This window comes from Marivirga atlantica (assembly GCF_016734805.1).
Taxonomy (GTDB): domain Bacteria; phylum Bacteroidota; class Bacteroidia; order Cytophagales; family Cyclobacteriaceae; genus Marivirga; species Marivirga atlantica.
The window spans coordinates 324997-350157 of record NZ_JAERQG010000003.1 but is presented as its reverse complement, the minus strand read 5'-3'; the positions used below and the strand labels follow the sequence as shown (position 1 = coordinate 350157).

At 35.9% G+C, this 25161-nt stretch carries 22 protein-coding genes; 9 read left to right on the top strand and 13 right to left on the bottom strand.

Features of this window, described 5'->3' with window-relative positions:
* The first annotated feature begins 100 nt into the window (after window positions 1-100).
* Entirely contained in the window at window positions 101-805 is a 705-nt protein-coding gene (locus tag JKP34_RS13275) for a 3'-5' exonuclease (protein ID WP_201922336.1), read from the top strand.
* A gap of 50 nt (window positions 806-855) precedes the next feature.
* Window positions 856-3021 carry a ribonuclease R gene (gene rnr / locus JKP34_RS13270; protein ID WP_201922332.1) on the top strand — a complete coding sequence of 722 codons (2166 nt, stop codon included), beginning with the start codon at window positions 856-858 and terminating at the stop codon, window positions 3019-3021.
* 391 nt (window positions 3022-3412) lie between these two features.
* Here the strand turns inward: rnr and JKP34_RS13265 are convergent, their stop codons facing one another.
* From JKP34_RS13265 to JKP34_RS13235, 7 genes are all read right to left on the bottom strand, one after another.
* The gene (locus JKP34_RS13265; RefSeq protein WP_201922329.1) at window positions 3413-4369 is read right to left on the bottom strand and encodes a hypothetical protein; all 957 of its coding nucleotides are present in this window, start codon (window positions 4367-4369) and stop codon (window positions 3413-3415) included.
* Window positions 4370-4793: 424 nt separating this feature from the next.
* Window positions 4794-5483: a DUF6962 family protein gene (locus tag JKP34_RS13260; RefSeq protein ID WP_201922326.1), complete on the bottom strand. Its 690-nt coding sequence runs from the start codon at window positions 5481-5483 to the stop codon at window positions 4794-4796.
* 96 nt (window positions 5484-5579) lie between these two features.
* Complete coding sequence (locus JKP34_RS13255) at window positions 5580-6092, bottom strand: Pycsar system effector family protein (RefSeq protein WP_201922324.1); 513 nt, start codon at window positions 6090-6092, stop codon at window positions 5580-5582.
* 10 nt (window positions 6093-6102) lie between these two features.
* The gene (locus JKP34_RS13250) at window positions 6103-6708 is read right to left on the bottom strand and encodes a SatD family protein (RefSeq protein ID WP_201922322.1); all 606 of its coding nucleotides are present in this window, start codon (window positions 6706-6708) and stop codon (window positions 6103-6105) included.
* Between the two features lie 39 nt (window positions 6709-6747).
* Entirely contained in the window at window positions 6748-7152 is a 405-nt protein-coding gene (locus tag JKP34_RS13245) for a hypothetical protein (RefSeq protein ID WP_201922320.1), read from the bottom strand.
* A 16-nt stretch (window positions 7153-7168) separates the two neighbouring features.
* The gene (locus tag JKP34_RS13240) at window positions 7169-7669 is read right to left on the bottom strand and encodes a hypothetical protein (RefSeq protein WP_201922316.1); all 501 of its coding nucleotides are present in this window, start codon (window positions 7667-7669) and stop codon (window positions 7169-7171) included.
* 19 nt (window positions 7670-7688) lie between these two features.
* Complete coding sequence (locus JKP34_RS13235; RefSeq protein WP_201922312.1) at window positions 7689-8378, bottom strand: DUF6624 domain-containing protein; 690 nt, start codon at window positions 8376-8378, stop codon at window positions 7689-7691.
* A 177-nt stretch (window positions 8379-8555) separates the two neighbouring features.
* Between JKP34_RS13235 and JKP34_RS13230 the strand changes: the two genes are divergently transcribed.
* On the top strand, window positions 8556-8930 hold the full coding sequence (locus tag JKP34_RS13230) for a BlaI/MecI/CopY family transcriptional regulator (RefSeq protein ID WP_201922309.1): 375 nt from the start codon (window positions 8556-8558) through the stop codon (window positions 8928-8930).
* A complete protein-coding gene (locus JKP34_RS13225; RefSeq protein WP_201922306.1) occupies window positions 8927-10873 on the top strand; it encodes an N-acetylmuramoyl-L-alanine amidase in 1947 nt (648 codons plus the stop codon). Before JKP34_RS13230 ends, JKP34_RS13225 begins: the two co-directional genes overlap by 4 nt.
* A gap of 70 nt (window positions 10874-10943) precedes the next feature.
* On the opposite strand, the gene JKP34_RS13220 is transcribed toward JKP34_RS13225, so the two are convergent.
* The 3 genes from JKP34_RS13220 to JKP34_RS13210 form a co-directional block, all read right to left on the bottom strand.
* On the bottom strand, window positions 10944-11639 hold the full coding sequence (locus JKP34_RS13220; protein WP_201922304.1) for an SGNH/GDSL hydrolase family protein: 696 nt from the start codon (window positions 11637-11639) through the stop codon (window positions 10944-10946).
* 77 nt (window positions 11640-11716) lie between these two features.
* Entirely contained in the window at window positions 11717-12697 is a 981-nt protein-coding gene (locus JKP34_RS13215) for a DUF1028 domain-containing protein (RefSeq protein ID WP_201922300.1), read from the bottom strand.
* A gap of 108 nt (window positions 12698-12805) precedes the next feature.
* A complete protein-coding gene (locus JKP34_RS13210) occupies window positions 12806-13162 on the bottom strand; it encodes a hypothetical protein (RefSeq protein ID WP_201922298.1) in 357 nt (118 codons plus the stop codon).
* Window positions 13163-13713: 551 nt separating this feature from the next.
* On the opposite strand from JKP34_RS13210, the gene JKP34_RS13205 reads away from it, so the two are divergent.
* The gene (locus JKP34_RS13205; protein ID WP_201922295.1) at window positions 13714-14295 is read left to right on the top strand and encodes a hypothetical protein; all 582 of its coding nucleotides are present in this window, start codon (window positions 13714-13716) and stop codon (window positions 14293-14295) included.
* A 79-nt stretch (window positions 14296-14374) separates the two neighbouring features.
* Here the strand turns inward: JKP34_RS13205 and JKP34_RS13200 are convergent, their stop codons facing one another.
* Window positions 14375-14818: a GNAT family N-acetyltransferase gene (locus tag JKP34_RS13200; RefSeq protein ID WP_201922293.1), complete on the bottom strand. Its 444-nt coding sequence runs from the start codon at window positions 14816-14818 to the stop codon at window positions 14375-14377.
* Window positions 14818-15873, bottom strand: coding sequence for an isoaspartyl peptidase/L-asparaginase family protein (locus JKP34_RS13195; RefSeq protein ID WP_201922291.1), 1056 nt, complete (start codon window positions 15871-15873; stop codon window positions 14818-14820). Before JKP34_RS13195 ends, JKP34_RS13200 begins: the two co-directional genes overlap by 1 nt.
* 115 nt (window positions 15874-15988) lie before the next feature.
* Here JKP34_RS13195 and JKP34_RS13190 point away from each other — a divergent pair, with 115 nt between their 5' ends.
* On the top strand, window positions 15989-20716 hold the full coding sequence (locus JKP34_RS13190) for a tetratricopeptide repeat protein (RefSeq protein WP_201922288.1): 4728 nt from the start codon (window positions 15989-15991) through the stop codon (window positions 20714-20716).
* Window position 20717: 1 nt separating this feature from the next.
* Here JKP34_RS13190 and JKP34_RS13185 read toward each other — a convergent pair whose 3' ends face one another.
* Entirely contained in the window at window positions 20718-21494 is a 777-nt protein-coding gene (locus JKP34_RS13185) for an SAM hydrolase/SAM-dependent halogenase family protein (RefSeq protein ID WP_201922285.1), read from the bottom strand.
* A gap of 92 nt (window positions 21495-21586) precedes the next feature.
* On the opposite strand from JKP34_RS13185, the gene JKP34_RS13180 reads away from it, so the two are divergent.
* From JKP34_RS13180 to JKP34_RS13170, 3 genes are read left to right on the top strand one after another with little or no spacing between them, the layout of a single operon-like run.
* On the top strand, window positions 21587-22555 hold the full coding sequence (locus JKP34_RS13180) for a PhoH family protein (RefSeq protein ID WP_201922282.1): 969 nt from the start codon (window positions 21587-21589) through the stop codon (window positions 22553-22555).
* The gene (locus JKP34_RS13175; protein ID WP_201922279.1) at window positions 22552-22992 is read left to right on the top strand and encodes a GNAT family N-acetyltransferase; all 441 of its coding nucleotides are present in this window, start codon (window positions 22552-22554) and stop codon (window positions 22990-22992) included. The genes JKP34_RS13180 and JKP34_RS13175 overlap by 4 nt, the downstream gene beginning before the upstream one ends.
* Before the next feature lie 48 nt (window positions 22993-23040).
* Window positions 23041-25158: a ComEC/Rec2 family competence protein gene (locus JKP34_RS13170; protein ID WP_201922275.1), complete on the top strand. Its 2118-nt coding sequence runs from the start codon at window positions 23041-23043 to the stop codon at window positions 25156-25158.
* Window positions 25159-25161: the final 3 nt, after the last annotated feature.

The window sequence follows — 25161 nt, the reverse complement described above, 5'->3', positions numbered from 1 at the left end:
TTTATCAAAAGAAGTGGTAAAATAGTAGAAGCGAATTCTTTTTAATACCTTAGAGTCAATTGAGGGAGTTGCGCTATCAATGTAGGTTTAAATAATACTTATGGCCATACTTTTTATTGATATAGAAACGGTTCCACTTCACGCGTCATATCAGGAACTCTCCGACAAAGAAAAATCACTTTGGGATTATAAAGCAGGTTTCTTAATAAGGGATGAATCTACTCCAGAAGAAATTTATCAAAGGGCTGGTATTTATGCCGAATTTGGTAAAGTGATTGTCATCTCATTAGGTTGGTTGAGTGGAGAAGGAGAGGAGGCTGAACTGAGAGTGAAGACTTTAGCCAATGATGATGAAAAGGAACTTCTAAGTGAGCTCATCAATATTCTGGTAAAAATAGATAACACTAATACGCTGCTTTGTGGGCATAATATCAAAGAATTTGATGTGCCGTTTCTCTGCAGAAGAATTTTGATCAACCAATTGAAACTCCCTGATTTATTGGATGTGTCTTCCAAGAAACCCTGGCAAACGCCTTATCTGGATACACTGGAGCTATGGAAATTTGGAGATAGAAAACATTATACTAAACTTGATCTGCTGGCACACGTTTTTGAAATACCAAGCAGTAAAGATGATATAGACGGCAGTGAAGTTTATAAAACATATTACGAAGAAAACGATTTAAATAGAATAGCAATTTATTGCGAGAAAGATGTAATTCTCACCTGTCAGTTGTATTTGCGCTTAAATGTAAAGCCCCTCTTGAGCGATGAACAAATAGTGAGAGTTGATGCAGCACAATGAATACACTGAAGACTTTTAATTACATCTGATGAAATTTTTTAAGATACAATATGAGTAAAGGAAAAAAGAAAGGCGGCAAAAAGCAGCCTAAAAGAAATCCCGCGGCACTACCGGATTTAAAAAATGAAGTGCTTCAAGTCTTAGATTTTAATTTAGATAAGTCATACACGGTACGCAATCTCGCCAGAGCATTGCAAAGTAATACCGCACAAACCAAAAAGATTTTAGATAGAGTATTGAACGAATTAGTGCAAGATGGCAAAATTGAAAAAGCCTCGCGCAGTAGCTACCGTTCATTAATGCAACCTGATGCCATCATTGGCACAGTGGATCATGTCAATCCAAGAATTGCCTTCATTATCTCGCCAGATAAGGAAAAGGATATCATGGTGAAAACTGATAATCTTAGAGGTGCTTTTCATGGTGATACGGTAAAAGTAGTAGTCACTAAGCGTAACAGAGATGGCAAGGAAGAAGGCAAAGTAGTTGAGATTGTAACGCGAAACAAAACGCAGTTTGTAGGCCGCATCGATAAGTCGGTGCGTTATGCTTTCCTTATTCCTGATAGTAAAAATATTCATACAGATTTCTACATCTACAATGATAAGTTAGGCGGAGCAGAACATCAAGATAAAGCCATAGTAGAAATTACCCGATGGCCCAATGATGTGGATATGAAACCCGAGGCCAAAGTAGTTCGCGTTTTGGGTAAGGCTGGTGAAAACGAAGCGGAGATACATTCCATTATGGCTGAATTTGATTTACCGATGGAATTTCCTGAGGCAGTTATCAAAGAGGCCGATACCATTAGCGACAAGATTTCAAAAGAAGAAATAAGCAAGCGGAAGGATATGCGTGATGTCACCACCTTCACCATTGACCCTGCAGATGCAAAAGATTTTGATGATGCCATCTCTTTTAAGAAGCTAGATAATGGCAACTATGAAATAGGTGTACATATTGCGGATGTAACACATTACGTAAAGCCAAAAACCTTATTGGAAGAAGAAGGCTACTTTAGAGCTACTTCCGTTTATTTGGTGGATAGGACAGTGCCTATGCTCCCTGAGCGACTTTCCAACGGACTCTGTTCTTTACGGCCTAATGAAGATAAACTTACTTTTTCGGCCATTTTCGAATTAGACGACCAAGGTAAAATTAAGAAAGAGTGGTTTGGACGAACAATCATCCATTCGGATAGAAGGTTTACTTATGAGGAAGCTCAGGCAGTTATTGAAGCCCAGATTGGAGATTATTCTGAAGAACTGGTAACGCTTAATAAAATAGCGAAGAACTTAAAGGCAGCACGTTTCCAACATGGTGCTATAGCATTTGAATCGGTAGAAGTAAAATTCAAGCTGGATGAAAATGGCAAACCTTTGGGTGTTATTCCGAAGGTGCGAAAAGATGCCCACAAGTTAGTGGAGGAATTCATGCTTTTGGCCAATAGAAAGGTTGCCGAATTTATAGCGACCAAGAAGAAAGGCGATCAGAAACTCACTTTTGTTTACAGGCAGCACGATTATCCTGATCCGGAAAAGCTCAATACTTTCTCCATATTTGCCAAGCGTTTTGGGCATGAGCTTAATATGGACGAAAAAGCTGTTTCGAAATCATTAAACAGGCTGATGGACGACATACAGGGCAAACCAGAGCAGAATGTACTGGAAAGCCTGGCGATACGTTCCATGGCCAAAGCTAAATATACCACTAAGAGCTCTTTTCACTTCGGACTGGCTTTTCAATATTATACCCATTTTACTTCGCCTATCAGGCGTTACCCTGATATGATGGTGCACAGACTGTTACAGCATTACCTAGATGAAGGTAAGTCTGCCAAGCAGGACGAATTTGAAGCAAAATGCTTACACTCTTCTGAGCGAGAGAAACGGGCTTCAGATGCGGAACGTGCTTCTATTAAATACAAACAGGTTGAGTTTATGGCTTCCGTGGAAGACAAAGACTTTGAAGGTTTGATTACCGGTGTAACCGAGTGGGGAATCTTTGTAGAAATCATTGAAACCAAATGTGAAGGTATGGTGCGCCTGGTTGATATGAATGATGATTACTACGAGTTTGATGAAAAGAACTTGCGTGTAATTGGTCAGAACAATAAGAAGATGTACACCCTAGGCGATAAGGTTACCGTAGCCGTTAAAGCGACCGACATTGATAAGCGTACCATTGATTTGTTTTTTGTGGAAGGGGAGAAGTGATTGTTGAAAATACTTTAATGTGAAGTGGGGAATTAGATTTCTCCTCTGTGTTACAAAATGACCGTAGTTGCTAGCTTTTGAGGTCATTCCGTAGGAATCTAATTAATAGAACTTCTTAAATCCTCCTTTTACCCTCTCGATATAAATTCGGGACAGGCTCTTTGATAAGGAGTTCCTAAAAAATATTAGCAGGTACATTTACTCCTCCTTGGAGAAGGAGGTTGGGAGGATTGAATTATACTAAGTGAATTTATTGATATTTATTAGTCGTTACGGTCATTCCGTAGGAATCTGTTTTTAATAATTCATGGTGTTTGTTGGTGATAACACCAACAACAGGATAGAGTGTAAGGTTGCCCAATTACATATTTAAAGTAAAACTGTGTTTGATTCACCGGATTTTATATTTCTGATTCATTTCTATAAAACGAGCCGTTAAAAGTTTCAACAGATACTGTCCTTCAATTTCAATTGAATATTGAACTTTTTCTTCAATTGATAAATAGGGATTCTCGTAGATTCGGTGATTCAAACTGTAGATGGAGTATAAATTCTTTCTAGCACTTATTAATTTAGCCTTTACTAAACGTTTATTTAAAAAGGCTTCAAGTTCTTCATAACCAATTGCTGCGTGATTATTACGTAAACCCTTAGTTCCGTTTCCAGCGTGCTTAAACGTTAAGCTAACTCTTGATTTATCTTGGAAAAGAAATATAATGGAATCGCCTTTTGCTAAAGTTATATGTTCATTTCTTGAATGAATGGACATGTATATATATCCATTATGGTTAGTTAAACTTATTCCTAAGAAGTTATAGAGTGATTCTGTCTGATCTTCATATAATTTAAAATAAGGTGTTTCTTCAGCTCCGACTCTCATTACTTTAATGGTTTTGTCATCAGTAAATTCATCTTTTAGATAGCCAACTTCTGTTTGGTCAAGAGTTGTCTTATTCTGTTCGATTATTTTTTTGTTTACCGTAGCCTCATTTGCAATTCTCGTTACTGAGAATAATTTATCATTAAAGGAAATTTTATGATTTGGCCTAATGAGAATTTTTTCCATTTTTCCACTAAACGGAAGTTGAATGAATATCAAACCAGAGCCATGAATTGCTGAAGCAAGCACCGCAATTACTTGGTTTTTCTTAAAATAGGTTCTATCGGTAATATAAATGTTCTTTATATGAAATTTGTCAGTTTCGGGAACTACCTTGTTTCTGGACGCTTTGAAAACACCTTTTGTCAAAATCACTTTTTCATAGCCATCATCCTTTTCAGGTTCTGGCTTCGAATGAACTTTTGTTTTTTGTGATGTTTTTTTAGTAAACCAGTTGAATAACTTCATTTCTTCTATGTAATTGGTTTATTCCTAATTTCGTAGTTAGAATAATTTTAGATCATTTTTTATATTAAATTAATTATCAAAATGAGCAAAAAAGGTATAATAAAAAGGAGATCAAGTCAATGCTGGGTTTTGGTTTCATAACCTAAACAATATAGTAAAATATATTAGGTGGGTAAAGTAGATTTCTACGAAATGACTGTTACTGCTGGCTTTGGTAGCCATTCCGTAGGAATCTGTTATAATCAATCTTAGTGCTTGTTGGTGATAGCACCAACAATGGGATAGTATTACTTATGATATTAATAATCCCAACCTCTCCTAATAAGAAGCGGGACAGGCTTTCTCCATGGAGGTGACATAAACGAAGAGCAATAGGGGGATTTACAGTTCTTGTTGTACTAACACCACCAACAAGTGGCTACTACTAAGCAGGTACTTCTTCTTGCTTTTGCTTTTTGATACCGATTTTTACGGCTCCCTGATAAATAAATACTGTTGCTACTGCCATCCAGATATGGCTAATAGATAAATAGTTCATCCATGGGTGTAAAGAGAATTCAGTGGAGAAAGTAAGTGCTGAAAGAGCGGCAAAACCAATTCCTGCCATAATGTATTTACTGGCTTCATTCTTAGTTTTTATAAATAGTAAAAACTCAATAGTTAGCACCACAAACATAAGTCCATAGCCAGAATGCAGCTGTACGTAAAAGAAATCTAATGTATAGAAGGTAAGGAACAGAAAGATGGAAAACTCTATAATGTTGACCACTCTCAAGATCTTTAAGTATTTCTTCTTCAAGATTATATCAGTATGTTCAATGGCTGCTCTTTCAATCAGCATAATAGCAAACATACTGATGACCCAGCCTAACAACTTCCAGCTTCTGCTGAATTCGTAGTAAAAGGCATGACCTACCAAACCACCAAAAACAGTAGCCAATCCCATAATGAGAAAGTAATATTTGAAATAAGTGAATGAGAGGGTTTTTACCGGGTTCTTGTGCATCTTATAGAAATATAGGAAACACAAAAAACTCACCAATAGATCTGTTAGTGAAACAATTGGTTCGTCTATTCTTACACCTAAAATGTCAATCGAAATAATTTCGTCCATGTATTATAGACAAGCGAGTAGGGGAGATTGTTAGGTTTTGTCCTGCGACTTTCTTTCCTTAAATTTTTTCAGATAAAATTTATGCTATGGAAAATATCATAACACATTAACACAAATAATAAGAAGCATTAGGGATACGATTGAAATTAATAAATAATAGAGTGCTCTGCTGACAAATCTTGATTTTTTGACGAGTATTAATGAAACTTCAGATAGTTGATTTGTAATTTCAGAAAGCAAATCTTTCTCTTCTAAACCTAAATAGTTACTATATAGCTCTTCTTTATGCTGTTTAGCGACATTTTGGAAATAGAATATTGAAAGATTATCTGCTCCTGATGTATTAGGTAATCGAGGTCTTAAAATATTCAATATTACAATAAATAGTGACATCAAAAGTGAGCCTATTGTTACAAGGCCTAATAAAAAAGCTAGTACGCTATACAAGTTCAAATCTTCAATAGTAAAACTTAGTCTTTGAATTATTTGGATAAATCCAGTAAAGACCAAGCCCAAAACTACGAGAATGGCTCCTGCTTTTTGATCCATAAATCGTATTAATTCTTGTGTATTTTTATATGCTTCTAACGCCAATTGATGTTTTGTCATATATTTAGATTTAATGAGATCTTTTTAAAATTTCGTTTCTGTAATATAAGTTAAGAACTACTAGCTCATTATAGCCTCCTCGGATTAGTCCTTCACTAATACTACTTTGTGTTCTGTTGAGCAAATTAGCAATATCGGTTTGATTATACTTAGGGTTTTCAATGATTGTACAAATTATTGAAGCCACAGTAGCACTCCATTTATTGAAGGTGAGTAAAGCCAATTTTAGCATGAGGTTTAAGATGGTATTTAAATGCTCATCTGCCGAATTGATTGCCAGGTTTTGCTTTTTCAGTGCTTCAAATTGTTCACCGGAACGAACGTAAGCTGATCCGTTTGCTTCTGAAATTTTTGCTGCCTGATGTTTATCATCTCCCAGTCCGATAGCAATGCGCACATCCAATTGCTTATTTTGCTTGATAGCTGCTTTTATATGTAGCGCTGCCCAAAGTGCCTCTTTTGGTGCCAGCGCCAGCTGAAAGCTATCTCCTCTATAAATTTCCCACCTTTCTGGGTTCGATCCGTATTTGTTTAATACTTTCTTTAGTTGCTCTAACCATTTGGAGGCCTCTGCTTTCTTGGAATTGATAATGTCTCCTGTTAATACTGCTATCATTTTTACGCTTTGCGCTAATATATCGGTTTATAGGCTTATTTAAGAATTTTGAATTTGAGAAAGCTTAAATTCCAATCTTGCCAGCACCAATACAATTAATACTTCTGAGACAATGTAAACCCAACCAAATAGGGTAATGACATCCGCATGATAGATTGCAAAACCAAGAGACAAGAAGCAGTAGCCTACGTTAAATAGAGCTATTGATTTTAAATAGGTTTTAATAGGTAAAATATTTGTAACGAAACTGCTTATGTCAAAGAGAGCAAAAAATATGGGTATGGTAGCTAATATGAAAAGCGTGTTTTTAGGAATGCCAAAAAAAGACTCAAACTTTACGAGTACAAAAGCAAGTAAAAATGAAGATAGGAGTGCACCGGCTGCATCAATAAGTAAAAGCTTTCTTGGGTTATTGGTGAATGGGATATAATTTTTTATTGTCATTATCTTCTAACAAAACCTATTTCAAAGTAATAGTTTCTATCATTTGCCAAAATTCATCCTCTACTTTGTCATGATGTTTGGGAACTGAAGTACATGTGATGATGAAAAGTGTATTATCATTAACAAAACAAACGGTTAACATTTGAAACAGGATGTTGTAATCAGTTGTATAAAACTCAATCCAATTGGCATTTTTACTAGCAACTACAGAAACACCTTCATCTATCTTGGCAAATCCATTTATAACTTTTGGAAAGTCTTCAGTGACATAGATTTCCCATAATTCGTTAAGAGATTTATTTCTGGATGGAGCAGTTATTATCTCAATACTTCCTTTAAAAGGAGGATTTGCCAGTAGCGACTTTAATTCAAATCTGAATTTGTTAGGATCCGAATCTTTTTTCCAATTTTTGGCAGGAACTAGTCCTATGGAATGATCCTGGTTCCATTGAATTTCTTGTGCAGAGCAAACTTTTATTAGCAAGAATAAAGTTGAAAATGCAATTATGATTCTCATTTCACCATAGAATTAAAGGTTAATTATCAGATGGTAGTTTATACAAATAAGGTTCATTAATGCCTTTTTTAATATAATTTTCCTTGTTCATTTCAAAGTGCATTTGAGACATATTATTAAGGTAGATTTCGAGTGGTTCAAGTCCTACTGATTTTCTTCTTTTATTAACTCGAGCACTATCTTTCAGTGGTTTTGGATATACCTGTCCTGTTTGCAAATCATAAGCCACCTGAGTACCATAAATTTGCTTATTTCCAGTATTTAGATTTACTCTATCTGTCAGAAGTGCATAGTGCGAAGATTTTGCATTGTTGTTTTCTACTTTAGGTTTCATAGCTTTTAATACTTCCTTCTGGAAATCCGGATCAAAATCACTATGCTGCACAATTAGCCAAAAATCTCTTTCGCCATCTTTACCCACTAAATCATAACCTGGAAAGCCATGTTGTTTAAAAATTTCATTGGCTCTCCTTTTATTATTTGTAAATACGCTGTCCTTAAATGCTTGCCATTCATTTTGACTATAAGCTTTGTATTTACCCTTTGGAATATAAGCTGCTATTTGATCTATAGTTCCCATTTGAGCGAGTTCATCAGCAAGTTCTTGATTAAAGCTTATTTCTTGTTCTTGCTTGATCTCCTTTTTGGAATTGCAACTTATACTAAAAATTAATGTAGCAATAAGTGCAATTGATGAAATGATTTTCATAAGAATGATTCTTTGATTTTTGCGTTCGACAAATCTGATGTTATTTGAGTGACAGCTTAAATATATAAAACGACTTTTATACTTACTGCAATAATTTAATTTAGTTATTACTATTTTTATAGTAATGAAATTAATAAAATAGTTGTATTACTATAAAAATAGTAATATGTTTGAAGTATGAAAGAATTAACAAAGGCAGAAGAGCAGCTGATGCAGCATCTTTGGACGTTATCGAAAGCATATCTAAAGGATATAGTAGAGGCTTATGAAGAACCTAAGCCGGCTTACACTACAATAAGTACTGTAGTAAATGTCTTGGTAAAAAAGGGCTTTATTGGTTTCGATCTACATGGTAAAGCCAAGCACTATTATCCATTAATAAACAAAGAGGCTTATACCAAGCAATCAATGAAGGGCTTTATGAGTAGCTTTTTTGATAATTCTATTCGAAAATTCGCTTCGTTTTTTGCTGCACAAAAGGAGCTTTCAGTTGAGGAACTGAAGGAAATCAGAAGTTTAATTGATCAGGAAATTGAAAAGAAAAAGTCATGAATGAGTTATTGATTTATCTGATCAAAGTTATTGGTATACAAGGCTTGGCATTTCTCCTCTATAAATTCTTTTTACATAAAAGTGGGAGACATGCGCTTAACAGGATATTCGTTTTGACAGTTCTGTTGTTTAGTTTTACTGTGCCGCTGATTAGCCTTCCAAATTTATCCGAGCAAATTCAGATACTTCCCCATGAGAAGGCGGAATATTTTTTTACAGAGATTGAAAGCACTTTTGAAGCAAAGCATTTAATACCAATTACCACAAAATCAGAAAAATCTATCTCTTTGGTATCCTTTTTATTTTGGGTTATTCCAATCATTAGTCTGGTTTTAGTGACTAAGCTTTTAATGAATTACTACCAAATTCTACGAATAAAGAAAAAATCTATTACAGTACATGAAAGCTGGTACTTCTTGCATAAAAGTCCTTATAAAGTGCCATTTAGTTTTTTTAAAGATGTTTATATACCATCTAATCTTTTTAAGGCTGAAGCCTTTCAACAAATATTAACTCATGAGTGTGCACATGTGAAGAAATACCATTCTGTTGATAGGCTCATTATGGAGGTTTTAATAACTCTTTTATGGTTCAATCCTTTCCTATACCTGTTTAGAAAACTTCTCATTGAGCTTCATGAATTTCAGGCAGATGCTTATGTATTAGAAAAAGAAGTAGATACAGTGGATTACATGGAAACCTTGTACCATCAAAGCTCAGGCTCGCTCTCAGTTGCCATTGTTAATCACTTTAATTTTTTAACCCTTAAAAACAGAATAAAAATGATGAATGCTAACAAAAAAACATCTCTTTGGGTCTATTCATTTAGTTTGCCCGTACTTTTATTGCTTACAGTTTTCTTTTCTCATAATGAAAAAATAGAAGCACTGGAAATTTTAAATCCAGATATGGAGGCTCTTCTAACTGATGAAACGGTTTCCGATAACTATATACCATCAATACTGCCCTTAAGAAACACTGAAAAGGTCAAACTGACTTCTGCCTTTGGACCTAGAATTCATCCTAAACTTAAAGTACAAAAACATCATCAAGGAGTTGATTTTAGAACACCAGTAGGAAATGCTGTTTTGGCAACTGCTAATGGTGAAGTCATTGAAGCTGCAAAAATTGGTGATTATGGCTTAAAAGTTATCATTGATCACAATGGAACTTATCAGACAGCCTTTGCCCATTTGTCTCAAATTAAAGTTAAGAAGGGGGATAAAGTGAATAGGGGAGAAGTTATCGCGCTTTCAGGTAATAGTGGAGCTTCATTTGGTCCACACTTACATTATGAGGTAATTGATGCCAACCAAGGTCATGTCGATCCTTTGCCATTTATACATGATTTTGCATTTAAGTCAGAACTAGTTCAGGAAGCAAATAAAAATTCTGACACTAAAAAACGTAAACTAAAAGTAGTGATTGATCCTGGACATGGAGGAAGAGATGCTGGCACTCACTCTTCTGGGCAAGATGAAAAGGATATCGTATTAGATGTGGCTCAGGAATTAGCAATTCTTTTTGAAAATTCTAAGGAAGTGGATATTGTATTAACACGTAAAGCTGATGAAATGAAGTCGCTTGCTGAGCGTATTGCTATGTCAGAAGATGCTGATATGTTCATCTCTCTACATGTAGAAAGGCATGAAGACAAAATGGAAGATATGCTTGTTCCAATTTATAATGATTTGGGTGAGTTTGAGGCAGCCTCTAAGCGGTTTGCTCAGTTGTTAACGGAAGAATTTAATGGAGTTGGTAAAAATATCCGACCAGCCTATTCGAGTGGTTATTATGTGCTAAAAAATGCAAAATGTCCTCCAGTGCTCTTCAATATTGGTTACGTATCCAATGCTGATTCAGACCTTTACTTAAATTCTAAAGATGGTAAGAAAGAAATTGCTCAAGAAATTGCAGATGCTATACTAAGGCTTAATCCTTAAGAATTACTCGATTGGTACATGAATCCGAATACTTTTATAAATAAATGTGTTCGGTTTTTTTGAATTCAATTCATTCCAATTTTTCAACTAGCTTGATTACATCAGGCATCATCGCGTCAACCCATTTACTATATTGATAGGCGCTCGGATGAAGATCATCTGGGGCAAGTGCCAGCGAACCGTCACCTAATTCTCTGGAGATGCTGGTCACATCTATATAGAGTATTTCACGCTGCTCACAAACGGTCTTTATATAAGCATTATACTGATCAATTTCTTGCGCGATTGTTTCACTTTCTGTGGCCCCAAAGGGTGTAACGCCATAGTCGGGAATGGAGAGAACAAATACCTGATGATAGCTTCCTGAATATTCGATGGCAGAATCCAGCAACTGATTGAATTCTACTTCAAAGGTTTCAAAAGGTCTGCCTAAGAATTGATTATTAACGCCTATTTGTAATGACACCAAATTGAAATCACCAATTTCAGCACTTCTAATAGCGTTAAGGAGGTTGCCGGTGGTTTGTCCACTTCGTGCAATTATTGCTAATGTGTCCACAACAAATTCTTTAGATCTTAATCTTCTGACTAACTGATTAGGCCAGTTGCCGCTTGCTTCAATTCCTGTTCCCTCTGTGTATGAGTCACCTAAGGCTAAAAACTTTATAACAGTAGCAGTTGTATCTTGAGGAGATATATTTATTTCAGTATCTTTTTCATTCAATTCGCATGCGGAAAAAATGAAAGATAAGCTGATTATTGTCAAACAGTATTTATGACCTAGCCTACGCACATAGCTTAAACTTGGTTTGTGTTAATATGTTTTTGTTCTGAAGTGGCTAATTACTTAAGCAATAAACTTAGTTCACTTTCATTTACAGAAAGCAAACCTACTTTTGGGAGTCTTTTAGTAAGTTCTCTCCAATTTGAATCTTTGGTATAAATACTTTGAAGCATATGAACAGCTTGCTCAATTTTATCATCATTTGCTAAAGTGATAGCTGTCCAATATTGCATCTCCAAATTATCAGGAAATATTTTCATGGCGCTATTATAAGCTTGCATAGCTTCTTTCATTTCACCCTTTTCAACATGAACATCACCTTTATTCATATATTGATAGGCCTCATGTACATCAAGCAGTCTTCCTAATTCTTGTAAAGGATTTTCATGATCATCTACTCTCAGATCGACCAATCTATCTTCCCATGGGGCATCACTTGATTTTGGAGCTACTACCAGAAGTGCTGCGGATTGTTTACCTCTTATATCTCCTCCTTGGTTTTGAGCGGCTTCTAAAACTATAAGCATACGTTTTGCAAGAGGTACTCCTTCATTTATCTTCCATGCTTTTTCCATGGCCGAGACAACTGTGTTGTTTAGCATCATATTGGCTTGCACAGAGAAGTTTTCACCGTTTAAATGACTGGCAAAATCTATGCATTTTTCTCCTGTATGTGTTGCTACTTCTCCTTTCTCATTAATCAGCGCTACCTGGCGATAATCCTTTCCCTCATCATTAGCTAAGAGTATATCCAATGCTTTTTGTGGATTAAGTCCTGATTTCATTAAACTTAGTCCTTTCGGTCCAAAGGAAACATTTGTAAATGATTGAGTGGCTACGGCACCCACTCCCGCTTCTGCCCATGAAACGGCTGTGCCTACACTAAACCAGTGGCTCTGTACTGCTACACCTATTTCACCTGTGTCAGGATCTCTAGCTACTATTGAATAAGTATGCGCTAAAGGGTCAGATGGTTTTTGAGCAATTAGACAATTAAGTGAAATTAATGTACATAGGATAATCGATAATATCTTCCTCATAATCTATTAGTTATGTAGGTAAGATAGAGTGTTTTTTTAATAGTTAAAAGTTTAACTAGCTGATAGTAAAAATAGCTTTGTTCGAGTTACCTGCTCATGAGTGAGCTATTATTCTGGCATATTTTGAACTAGCCAGGATTTAAATAATTCTATTTCCTCTTTATTTAACGGTGCACGCTTACTTTTGAAAGGCATAAATTCTTTATCATCTTCTGGTAGTTGAATCCGATGGATGATATCATTGATGTGTGTTTTAGTAGTTTCATAGGTATTAAGCATCTCTTTTCTTCCTTGCTCCGGGAAATGGCAAGGCGTACATCGCTGCAGCATTAAAGGCTGAATGTCTTTATTATATGATATCAAAGGCTCTTTATTTTTGTTTGTGTTTGTAAAGGCGGGTTTACAATATTGTAATGACAGCACAATAATCCCTATTCCCAGAATAAATAGCTTTTTTCTATTCATTAAGGAGTTGCTTTGATTTTTTACGCTCATAATAGCTATGTTCCTCTTGTTCTTTAAAGATCATAACACAAAAGCTATTTTCTTTAACCCAATTTGGAGGATTTTGAATTCCCGTGCATTCAGTTTTTGATAAACTATGGAAGTTGAATTCGCACACTTATGATGTTAAAGTGTGAGGTTAAAGAAAATTACAGCGTAAAGGCATGATTTTCAGGGATAAAAAAATGCGAAGAACAGATTTTTTATATACCAATGTTAAGTAATTGTTAAGAGAGTCTTTTTATCTACTTTTTGAATCTTTAAGCAAATAGCAGATTATGAGCATTGTTTAAGTGTTAAATGAAGTAGTTGTATTTTCTTATTAATCAAAATATTATTTGGTTTTCAATTTTAATTAATACCCTTTACAAGATATGGTTTTGTTAAAAATGCAATAGGAATCTTACATTACAATTAAATCTGTTAATAATTACATCATTTGAATTGTTGCAATTAACTGAAAATAGTCGCTCATCTTTGCATCGTCAATAAACAAAAACAATCTATCGACAATGAAAAAATTATTAGTTTCAGCCTTAATCGTATGTTCAGTATTCACTGCTAAAGCTGGTGAAAACGAAGAAAAAACTGCAGTAGCCAAAATAAAAGTTACAACTAATGTAACTGATAAGAAGGCTCACCTTACTTTCATTCCTTCTTCTGAAGAGAAAGTTATCGTTAAGATTTTAGATGAGAAAGGTACTCCAATTTTTCAGGAGCAAATTCAGCAATCAGAAGGTTTTACAAGACCTTACAATTTGAGCAAGCTAAACGGTACTGAGTTTACTTTTGTAGTTAAAGAAGGCAAGAATACCTATGAAGAAAAGATTTCTTTATCAGAGATCAATTCAGTAGAAGTTAATTTCTACGCTACCGCCAGAACTTTAGAGAATAACAAGATAGAATTAAAGGTATTGAAAAATGAAGTAGGTCCGGTTACAGTGATCGTTAAGGATCAAAACGGTAATGCTCTTTATAGCAATACAGTAGCAGATTTAGTAAGCTTTGTTCAAAACTATGATGTAGCTCAGGTTAATGGTGAGCTTACCATAGAAGTAATAAGCGGAACTGCTAAAAAGACAATCATACTATAATTACTCATATAGTTTTGTTTAGGTTAAAAATAAAGAAGCCCGCAATTGCGGGCTTCTTTCGTTTCAAAAATTATCTGCTTTAAACATTCAACTCCATCCAATACAAGTCAAAACCTGGGGCCCAGTAGTCTTTTTTTGTTTCTAAAAGCTTAAAACCTTGTTTTTCATAAAAGGTGTGTGCCATTTGTGAAGTGCGAACTATCACTCTTTCAATATTTGTCTTCTCCTTTATTTTATCAAGCTTGAATAACAAAAGCTTAGTACCAAAACCCTGTCCTTGATATTCCGGATGAAGCATGTCCCAGGTAATTACCGCAGTATTTTTATCATCATAATTGATACCACCACATCCCACTAATTTGTTATCAACAAGTAGGATATAATAATCTTCCACCTCGTTTTCTAAATAATTTCTAAAGTCATCTTTTTCTTCGGGAGCAAAATATAATGGAATATTTAAGTCCATTAAGTAAAGTAATTCCTCAAAAAATGCAGGTTTAAAAGGCTCTATTTTAATGTCCATTATTCTTCGTCATTATAGATGAAAACTCGTGTATCGTCCGCAGTGTTCTTATAACCTCTAAACATGCCACTTGTATTAAAAGGCATGCTAATATTACCAGCTCTATCCAAGGCAATAATGCCACCATCACCTCCGAATTCAACTAATTCTTCGTTAATCACTTTATCGGCAGCTTCATCAAGATTTAAATTTAAATACTTCATTTTGGCAGCAATATCATAAGCTACAACATTCCTAATAAAAAACTCACCATGCCCAGTTGCAGAAACTCCGCAGGTTGCATTGTCAGCATAAGTGCCAGCTGCAATTACAGGTGAATCTCCTATACGACCATATTTTTTATTTGTCATGCCTCCGGTAGATGTGCCTGCTGCAATGTTACCATCTTTATCCAAAGCTACACAGCCTACCGTTCCGTATTTCCAATCAGGATATTTTTCTAGATAGGATAGCTCCTTTTTTCTCTCGGCTTCTCTCACACGTTCAAGGCTTTTAAACCTTCTTTCAGTATAAAAGTATGACGGATCAACCATTTCGAGACCTATTTCCTTTGCAAACTGCTCTGCACCATCTCTGGCCATCATCACATGAGGGCTTTTATCCATTACGGCCTTTGCTGCAGCAATAGGACTTTTGATAGTGGTAACTCCAGCAACTGCTCCGGCCATTTTATCTTTACCATTCATTACTGAAGCGTCTAATTCATTCTTGCCTTCATTGGTAAATACCGCGCCAACTCCGGCATTAAAGAGGGGAGAAGCTTCCATTGTTTGAATAGTTGCAACCACTGCATCCATAGCGGAACCACCTCTGCTCAACTTATCATAGCCAACTTCAAGTGCTTCCTTTAACTTAGCACGGTAAAGTGAGTCACGCTCAGGGCCTAATGCCTCTCTATTTATATTTCCTGCTCCGCCATGAATGACCAGCGTTATAGGACCTTTTTCTATTGCTTGCTCTTTATAATTCGTTTCTGTCTTCTTAGTGTCATTGCTTGGCTTACAGCTACTTAATAGTAGGATGGCCAGGCAAATCAGGTAGTGGGTTTTATTCATGATGTTTTACTTTGGATGAACCTTGAAGATAACACTTCTTAACAATAGCTGAAAGTTTCTTCCATAAACGGCAAATTTTCAATAATTTCCCCTCTGTTATTTAAATCTTTGATTGATGTTTAAGAGACTTCTATTTATATCTGGGCTTTTAATGATGCTGATCGTTTCAAGCATCTCATTGGCACAAGAAAAAAGTACATATTTTGTGCAGACTTACAATAGTGGAGGTAATCCATTACAAAGTGGTACGGCATTAATTATTGATGCTCAAGGAACAGGAGTATCTCATGCTTCACTGTTCAAGGGTGCATCAAGTGCTAAAGTTTTCACCAAGGATAGCTCTGTTCATAATATAAGTACCTTTAATGCTTGGGATAAAATATCTGGTCTTGTAAAGTTCACGGTAGATAATAATTTAAGTACGGCTTTCGAAAAAGCATCACTAATGGAAGGCTCCTTAAAACAAGGAGAAAGTTTAGCGGAAATTTTGGCTACGGATGTTCAAGAGAGACAAGTGAAAAGTATAAAGACAAATGAAGCCTATACTGTAGAGGGTTTTGGTACATTCGCCTCTATACCCGGCAATAAGCAGCATATTTCAGTTGTATTTTCAGGAGCTAAGGCTGCAGGTTTTGTTGTTCCTGATGTGAGTAGTGTTAATGGCAGCTTGATTATTGGCAGTTCAAGATTGAATGAGGCTTCAGCTGTAACTTTAGGGTTTTCTAAATTTACCAGTGAGCTTAACGTTAATACTAACGCACTTTCAGCTTTATATCAGTTTGCGAAAGAAGATTATAAGTCAGCCTCTTCCGCCTTAGCTACATTTGCTAGTAGCAACCCTAGAGAGGCAACTCCTTGGAAATTAGCAGGAATGGCTGCATTCTATGAGGGTAATTATCAATCAGCTATCGAATACTTATCAAAAGCTATCAATATAAGAGCAGATGCAATGGCTTTCAGTGCGAGGGCAATTGCCTATTATCAACTAAAGGATTACGCCAAAGCTGTAAGTGATTTTGAACAGGGTAAGGACAAGAAAATAGATGAGAAAAAATGGTATGCCTATAAAGGTATCGCTCATTATGAATTAGATCAAAATGATCAGGCAATTGAAAGTTTAAAGCAAGCAGTAGAAAAAGCATATGAAGGAGCAGAAGCAGCCTATTACTTAGGGAATGCCTACTTTAAAAAAGAGCAGTACTCTGAAGCAATAGCTGCCTATGATAAGGCCGTGGCTCAAAAAATGGAAGATGAGGTGCTCTTCAATAATAGAGGAAAGGCCTACTTTCTCCAGGAGAAATATGAAGAGGCCATAAATGACTTTAATAAATCATTAGCAATAAAACCGACTTATCAACAAGCCTTAGAAAACAGGGCTAACGCTTATTTCAAGACTGAGAAATGGCAACCTGCCATAGATGATTTTAAGAAGGTTGTTTCTGCAGATTCCAAAGGGCAGGAGCATTATAATTTAGGTTTTGCTTATTTTCAAGTTGAAAATTATAGAGATGCAATAGGTAGTTTTAATACAGCTATTTCAAAAGGAATAAATGACCAGGCAGTATATGAGCTAAGAGGTAAGGCTTATCTTGCGATGGGCAATGAGGCAAAGGCAGTTGCAGATTTTAAAGCTGCCATTGAACGTGGTGCTAATTCAGGTGAAATCTTTCAGCTTTTGGGTACTGCACAGTTTAATGCTAAAGCTTATCAAGAAGCTATTTCCAATTTAGAAAGGGCAGCTTCTTTCGGTATTCAGGATACTTCTCTATTCCTTAATACTGCAAAAGCTTATCTGGCAACAGACAATAAACCAACTGCTATAAATAACCTAAAGAAAGCGATAGCCGCGGGCACTCAAAGTCCTAATGTTTTTGCTCAATATGCAATCTTATTGTATGAAACTGGTAATACTGAAGAAGCTACAATTAATATTGAGCGAGCACTCAGTGCGGGTGCTGCTGATGGTAAACTGTATTATTACAAAGGTTTGATGTCATTGGCGAAAGAGCAGTGGCAGGCCGCAATTGAAAATTTAAATAAAGCTGCAGAAGCAGGGGTTCGTGAGACCAACTTATTAGCGAGTTTAGGTAAAGCCTACTACGAGACAAAGTCTTACGACAAAGCAATTGAAAACCTACAAAATGCTATTAGACAAGGTGCAAACAATTCGGAAAATTATGCCATGCTCGGCTTGTCACTTTATCAAAATGGACAATATGATGAAGCATCTCGTGCATTGAATAGTGCTTTACAAGGTGGAGAGAGTAGCGAAGAAGTTCTCTCTGCTTTGGGAATGTCGTATTACAAACTTGAAAGATTTAGACCTGCGGCAGATCAATTAATTAAAGCCCAGGAATTAGGTAATCAATCTTTGATGTTATTTGAAGCTCTAGGGATTTCTCAGTATGAATTAAAGAATGCTGAAAGTGCCACTATTGCTTTGACTAAAGCTAAAGAAAAGGGTTCAAAAGAAGCTAAAGTTTACTATTACCTGGCGAACTTGAAGTTCAAGCAAGAGCAATTTGCGGAGGCTGTAACTGCTTATGATCAATCCGCAACATTAGGCATGGATGATAAAGTGCTTTACAATAATCGAGGTAAAGCGAAATTTAGTCAAGAACAATATGCAGCAGCCATTCAAGATTACTCAAAGTCTCTTGAAAAAGACCCTGCTTATGCACAGGCCTTGCTCAATAGAGGTAGTGCTTATTACCAACAAGAGAATTATGCTGCAGCAATTAGTGATCTGGAAAAAGTAACAGAATCTACTCCTGCAGTTTCTGAAATGCTGGGGCTTGCATACTATCAGACCTCACAATATGATAAGGCGTTGACCAAAATGCAGGAGGCAATAGCTGGAGGAATTAATAATGCGACACTATATTTCTATAAAGGAAATATTCATTACCAAAAGGAAGCTTATCGTGAAGCTGTTCAGGCTTATCAAAAAGCCGAGCAGGGAGGTATTCAGGAAACTGCATTGTATGCCAATAGAGGTAATAGCTTCTTTCAGTTAAAAAATATGCAACAAGCAGCGCAAGATTTATCAAAGTCAGTTGAAAAAGGAGCTACTGAACCTATAGTGATAGAACACTTAGGGAATGCATTATATGAGGGGAAACAATATGAGCCAGCTGCTCAATATTTGAGCCAAGCGGTTAAAGGAGGTCAAGCACAGGCCGAAACCTATTATCAGTATGGTAATGTGCTATTCAGACAGCAGGATTATAAAGGAGCAGTTACTGCTTATGATCAGTCGATCGCTAAAGGTTTTGAAGATGAAGTGATTTATAACAATAGAGGTAAGGCAAAAGCTTTGCAAGAGCAATTTGAAGCAGCCATTGAGGATTACAATAAATCCTTAGCAATAAAGAGTGAGTATGGACAAGCATTGCTTAATAGGGCCAATGCTTATTATGAATTAAATAAATATACAGAGGCAATTGCTGACTACGACCAAGTGATTGTATTGAATATTACAGACGAAAACACTTATATAAGATTAGGCTTGTGCCAGTTTAATTTAGGTAAGTATGAAGAAGCTATTGGAACGCTAGATTTGGCATTCCAAAGAGGAAATACTTCTGCTGATTTGTTTTATGCTCGAGGTAATGCCTACTATATCTTAGAAGCATTCGATCCGGCCTTAAATGATCTAAATCAGGCTGTTGCTTTAAATGATGATCATGCGATTACCTATTTCCATAGAGGAAATTTGTTGTATCAGGAGTCTAAATTAGAAGAAGCCATTAAGGATTATAATAAGGCTGAAGAACTAGGGTCAACTGAAACCTTATTATTTTTCAAAAGGGGTATTGGTCATTATGAGTTGAAAGATCTTCAAAAGGCTTTGGCAGATTTTAACAAAGCAATTGAGCAAGATGCCAAGCTTTATGAAGCTTATGCCTATAGAGGTGATACCAAGTTCAGATTGAAGAATTATCAATCGGCAATTGAAGATTATAATACGGCTATCAATGGAGGAGTTACTGAAGCGATTTACTACAATAATAGAGGTAAAGCTAAACAACTACTTGGCAATATTGATGCTGCTATTGAAGATTACAACAAAGCAATAGCTCAGGATGCTTCCTACAGCAGGGCTTATGAAAATAGAGCTACAGCTCTTTATGAGAAAGAAGATTATGAAGGTGTAATAAATGATGTGGATGCACTTGAAGATTTAGGTGAAGCCAACCCTCAGTTATTCCTGATTAAAGCAGAATCATATTATCAGATGGAAGATTGGCCTGGTGCTATATCCTATTTTGAAAAAGCTATTCAAGGTGGAGCAGCCAATGCCGACTCTTATTTTAAAAGAGGAAGAGCTTATCTTGAAGTGGAGGATTATGGTACGGCCATTCAGGATTTAAATCAGGCTGCTGAGAATGAACCTAACAACCCTTCTATTTTCTTGTATAGAGCACAAGCACAATTATATACAGGTAATGTAAGAGCTGCTATGGAGGATTATTCAAAAGCCATTCAACTGAACCCTGATAACACGGATGCTTATTATAACAGAGCTGTTTTAAGAGAAGAAATTGAAGATTGGGAAGGAGCACTGGCTGACTACGATAAAGTAATTCAGCTCAATCCTAAAGATGCTTCAGCCTATTATTATAGAGGTAATGTAAAGTCAATACTAGAGAATTATAGTCCTGCTCTGAAAGATTTGGACAAAGCCATAGAGTTGAATAATAATGAAGCTTCTTATTTTAAATTGAGAGGTAATGTTAATTATCAGTTAGAAAATGATGAGGCTGCCTGCTCGGACTGGCAAAAGGCAAAAGGTATGGGTGATGAAAGTGTAGATTACTATATAAGACAATATTGTAATTGATCTAATAACTATCAAACTTGATAGTTACCATGCTGCTGTATTCCAGTCCAAGTAATTCAGCAGCATTACCTTCTTTTATACCTATTTCAAGGAAGCCTTCAGCATTAAATATTGCAAAGGCCTCTCCACCTTTTGTATCATGGTAATGGTTGAGCACTTTTGGTAGGCCGTAATTTCTAAACTTAATAAGTACATTTTTGTCCTTACTTAAAATGTCATAGTCAACCTTGCTGATGTTGGTAATCAGGTTGCCATAATCATCAACGTGCACAACATGCCCTTGAATAAGTTCACGGTTAGCTTTTACCCTTAGAGGCATAAATCTTGTAAGATCAGCTTCTTCTAGTTTATCTCCCAGCTTCCCTAACTTCTTCCCTTTTGCAAGTGCTACACTTGCTGGTGCCAAAACATCTTTTGCTGCAAAATTCGTAAAATCAGATAAGGATAGTTTCACGCTTTGAGAAGGAGCGTTTTCACTTATTAAGCTCATTAAACCGTTGTTGCTTCCAAGAAAAATATGCTTATTTAATTCAATCGCAATCAAATCCTCTTTAGGTTGACTTTGCAGATTAATGGCCACCAAATGGATAGTCCCTTCCGGGAAATCTTGATAAACAGATTTTAAAACATGGGCTGCATGAATGATATCAAACTTCTTGATGTTATGACTGATATCAACGATATGGATGCTGGGGTCCTCTGCCAGAATTTTCGCCTTTACGGCCGCCACATAGTGGTCGCGCCAACCAAAATCTGATAGAAAAGTGACTAATGGCATACAAACAGCGGAATAATTGTTAAATTTGTTAAGAACAAAACTACTGAAAATTTAGTACATACAAATTCAGAAAATTTAAATAATAGAAGCATTTGGTAGAAAAAGTCATCACATTAGAAAATGTATCATTAGTAGATTTTTTAGGGGTTGAGAATAGAAATATAAACGAATTATCGGCCGCTTTTCCAAAGTCAAAAATCATTTCCCGAGGTAATGAAATACGTATCCAGGGTAGCTCGCCTGAAATAATCAGAATTAATCAAATTGTTCAATCGCTTGTAGATCATTACCATAAATTTGGTAAGCTTACTGAAGACAGTGTTAAGTCGTACTTAAACGATGAAAGTGCAGAGACCGAAAAGAAAATGATGGTTGATGCTGAAGAAACGCTTGTTTTCGGTACCAGAGGTTTTGCTATAAAGGCTAAAACGAATAACCAGATTAAGCTTGTTAAGTCAGTTCAGAAAAATGATCTGGTTTTCGCAATAGGGCCGGCAGGTACAGGTAAAACCTATATTTCTGTAGCCATGGCGGTTCGCGCACTCAAGAATAAAGAAGTCAAGAAAATCATCATTACCAGACCTGCGGTGGAAGCAGGTGAAAATTTAGGTTTCTTGCCAGGTGACTTAAAAGAGAAGATTGATCCTTATCTTCGTCCAATTTATGATGCGCTTGATGATATGGTGCCCGCTGAAAAGCTAAAATACTATCAGGAAAACAGAGTGATTGAGATTGCTCCTCTTGCTTATATGCGTGGTAGAACTTTACACAATGCTTTTATTCTACTCGATGAAGCCCAAAATACTACACCCATGCAAATTAAGATGTTCTTAACGCGAATGGGGCCAAATTCAAAAGCTATCATTACTGGAGATATGAGTCAGGTAGATTTACCTAAAAAGCAAAAATCTGGCTTGGTGGAGGCTACCCGTATTCTAAGAGATATTAAAGGTATTGGAGTTATTAATTTAAGTGGTGAGGATGTAGTGAGACATAAATTAGTGAAGCAAATTATTGATGCTTACGATAAAAGTGACGCTGAAAAGGAAGCTAAATCATGATAAAGGTTAAGGTAGTTCAGACCCAAGATGAACTAAAAGAGATATTTAAAATTCGCGAAGAAGTTTTTGTAAAAGAACAGAAAGTAGCGCCTGAAGAGGAGTATGATGAATTTGAAGATACTTCTACCCACTTTATAGCCAGAGACAGTGAAGGAACTGCTTGTGGTACGGCAAGGTGGCGTTATACTGATAATGGTGTAAAAATGGAGCGTTTTGCCGTATTGAAAAGTCATAGGAATAAAGGAGTAGGCTATGCCTTAGTCAATGCAGTTTTAGAAGATATAGCCAATAATCCTGCATCAGCAGATAAAAAACGTTACATGCATGCTCAACTAGGAGCCGTTTCACTTTATGAGAAATTTGGCTTTAAAAAAGTGGGAAAGCAATTTGAAGAGTGTAATATCATGCATTATACTATGGAGCTAAATCCGGCTTAAGCAAAGACCTTATTACTTATTTAACTGCATTGTTGTATATTCATAATTATGCAGTCCTATTGGAATAGATTTGCTTTTGTGCGCCTCACCTTATGGCTAGCCATAGGCATAGTTGTCGGTACATTCGTCAGCTCTCTCTATAGCATATTCTTACTTTTATTTATACTAAGCATTGTTTCCTATTTTGCCTTAACAGCTTTTCGTAATAGGTATTTTAAAACTCAGCAATCTTTACAGCTAGGTGTACTGGCATTTGTGATGTCATGTAGTGTAGGATACTTAAATGCCTACTTCCAATCTGAGAAAAATAGTCAACAACATCTACTAAATCATAACTATGAGCAGCTCACCGCCTTTAAGGCAAGCTTGATTAGCAAAGCAAAGGAAACAGAGAAAACACAAAGTTTTAGGGTGCAGATTAATGCTGTAAAAGTAGATTCAGTATGGATGGCACTTCATTCTAAAGCCATTATCTATTTACAGAAGGGTCGTAAAACGGATAGTCTTTTCTATGGTGATGAGCTATTAATTAATTCTGGTTTAAGTGTGTTAGAAGGACCTAAGAATCCTCTTGAATTTAACTATAAACGTTTTCTGGGTTTTTCTCAGATATATTTTCAGCAATATGTTCCACTTGATAACTATACTATTTTAAAGGAGGAGAATGGGAATCCTTTCATATCTGCATCTATCAGAAGCAGTACCTATCTAAGTGATTTACTTGGTAAATATATCAATGATCCTCAGTCGCTGGCTATTGCCAAAGCACTCACCATAGGAGTAAAGGATGAGCTTGATGATGATATTAAAAGTGCATATGCCTCAGCTGGAGCAATGCATGTTTTGGCAGTAAGTGGTTTACATGTAGGCATTATCTTCCTTATTATATCAGCCCTTTTCAAACCCTGGAAGCACAGACAGAAAGGAAGATTTGTTTTTGCAGTTGTCAGCATCATCGGTTTATGGACTTATGCCTTTATAACAGGCTTATCGCCTTCTGTTTTAAGAGCAGCCACTATGTTCAGTTTTATCATTGTGGGGCAAACTTTTAAGAGGCACACTAATATTTACAATACTCTGGCGGCTTCAGCTTTTGTGTTGCTGTTGTTCAACCCGTTTCTATTGTTCTCAGTTGGCTTTCAACTTTCATATTTAGCTGTTTTTGGCATTGTTTTCTTCCAGCCAAAGATTTATAAATTGTTGGCAGTAAGGAATAAATTGCTGGATAAGATTTGGGCGATAACCGCTGTTTCGATAGCTGCACAATTAGCTACAGCTCCACTAGGTATTTTGTATTTTCATCAGTTTCCTACCTATTTTTTCATTTCAAACTTAGTAGTAATACCTGCGGCTTTTCTAATTCTTAATGGCAGCATTTTATTACTCGCTTTCTCTTGGTGGGAATGGTTAGCGAAACTGATCGGCAGTATAATAGATTTGCTCATCTGGGCTGTTAATCAGCTTATATTTATGTTTGAGCGCTTTCCTGCCAGCACAATTGAAGGAATTTACATGATCACTTTTGAGACTTGGCTGATCTATCTTATAATAGTTTTCTTTGCTTTATTTATCGTTGCACAGAAAATAACTTATTGGAGATACGCTTTTATAACCATTTTTCTTTGCTCATTCCTTATAATCAACAGACATCTGAAGAGAGCAAGTGAAAATAGATTTATTGTATATGCTACAAAAGGAGATAAAGCTTTCGCACTTAGAAATGGGTTTAGTCAATATATAAAACTTGATACAGCGCTTATTGAAGATAAAAGTAAGCTGCGTTTTCATGTCTATCCTTCACAATTGCAAGCAGGTATAGCCGACTTTCATCCTGATGATTTCAATCCCAAAAATCAACAACAAATCTTTAGAGACTGGAATGGTATTTTTCTAACTGTATGGAATGATTTGGTGATTGGTGTTATAAGTGGAGAGGTAAAGCAAAACTTTCAGTTAAATGAAAAAGCCAAGATTGATTATTTGATCATGAGTGAAAACCGAGGGAGTAAATGTGATTTAGTATTTGATCAATTTGAAATTGGTTATGTTATAATAGATGCTTCCAATAATTATTATGAAATTCAACGCTTGAAAAACATACTTGAAGAAAAACAGATTAATTATTATGTAGTGCCTGAGGAGGGTGCTTTTGAATTAAAAATTTAGCAA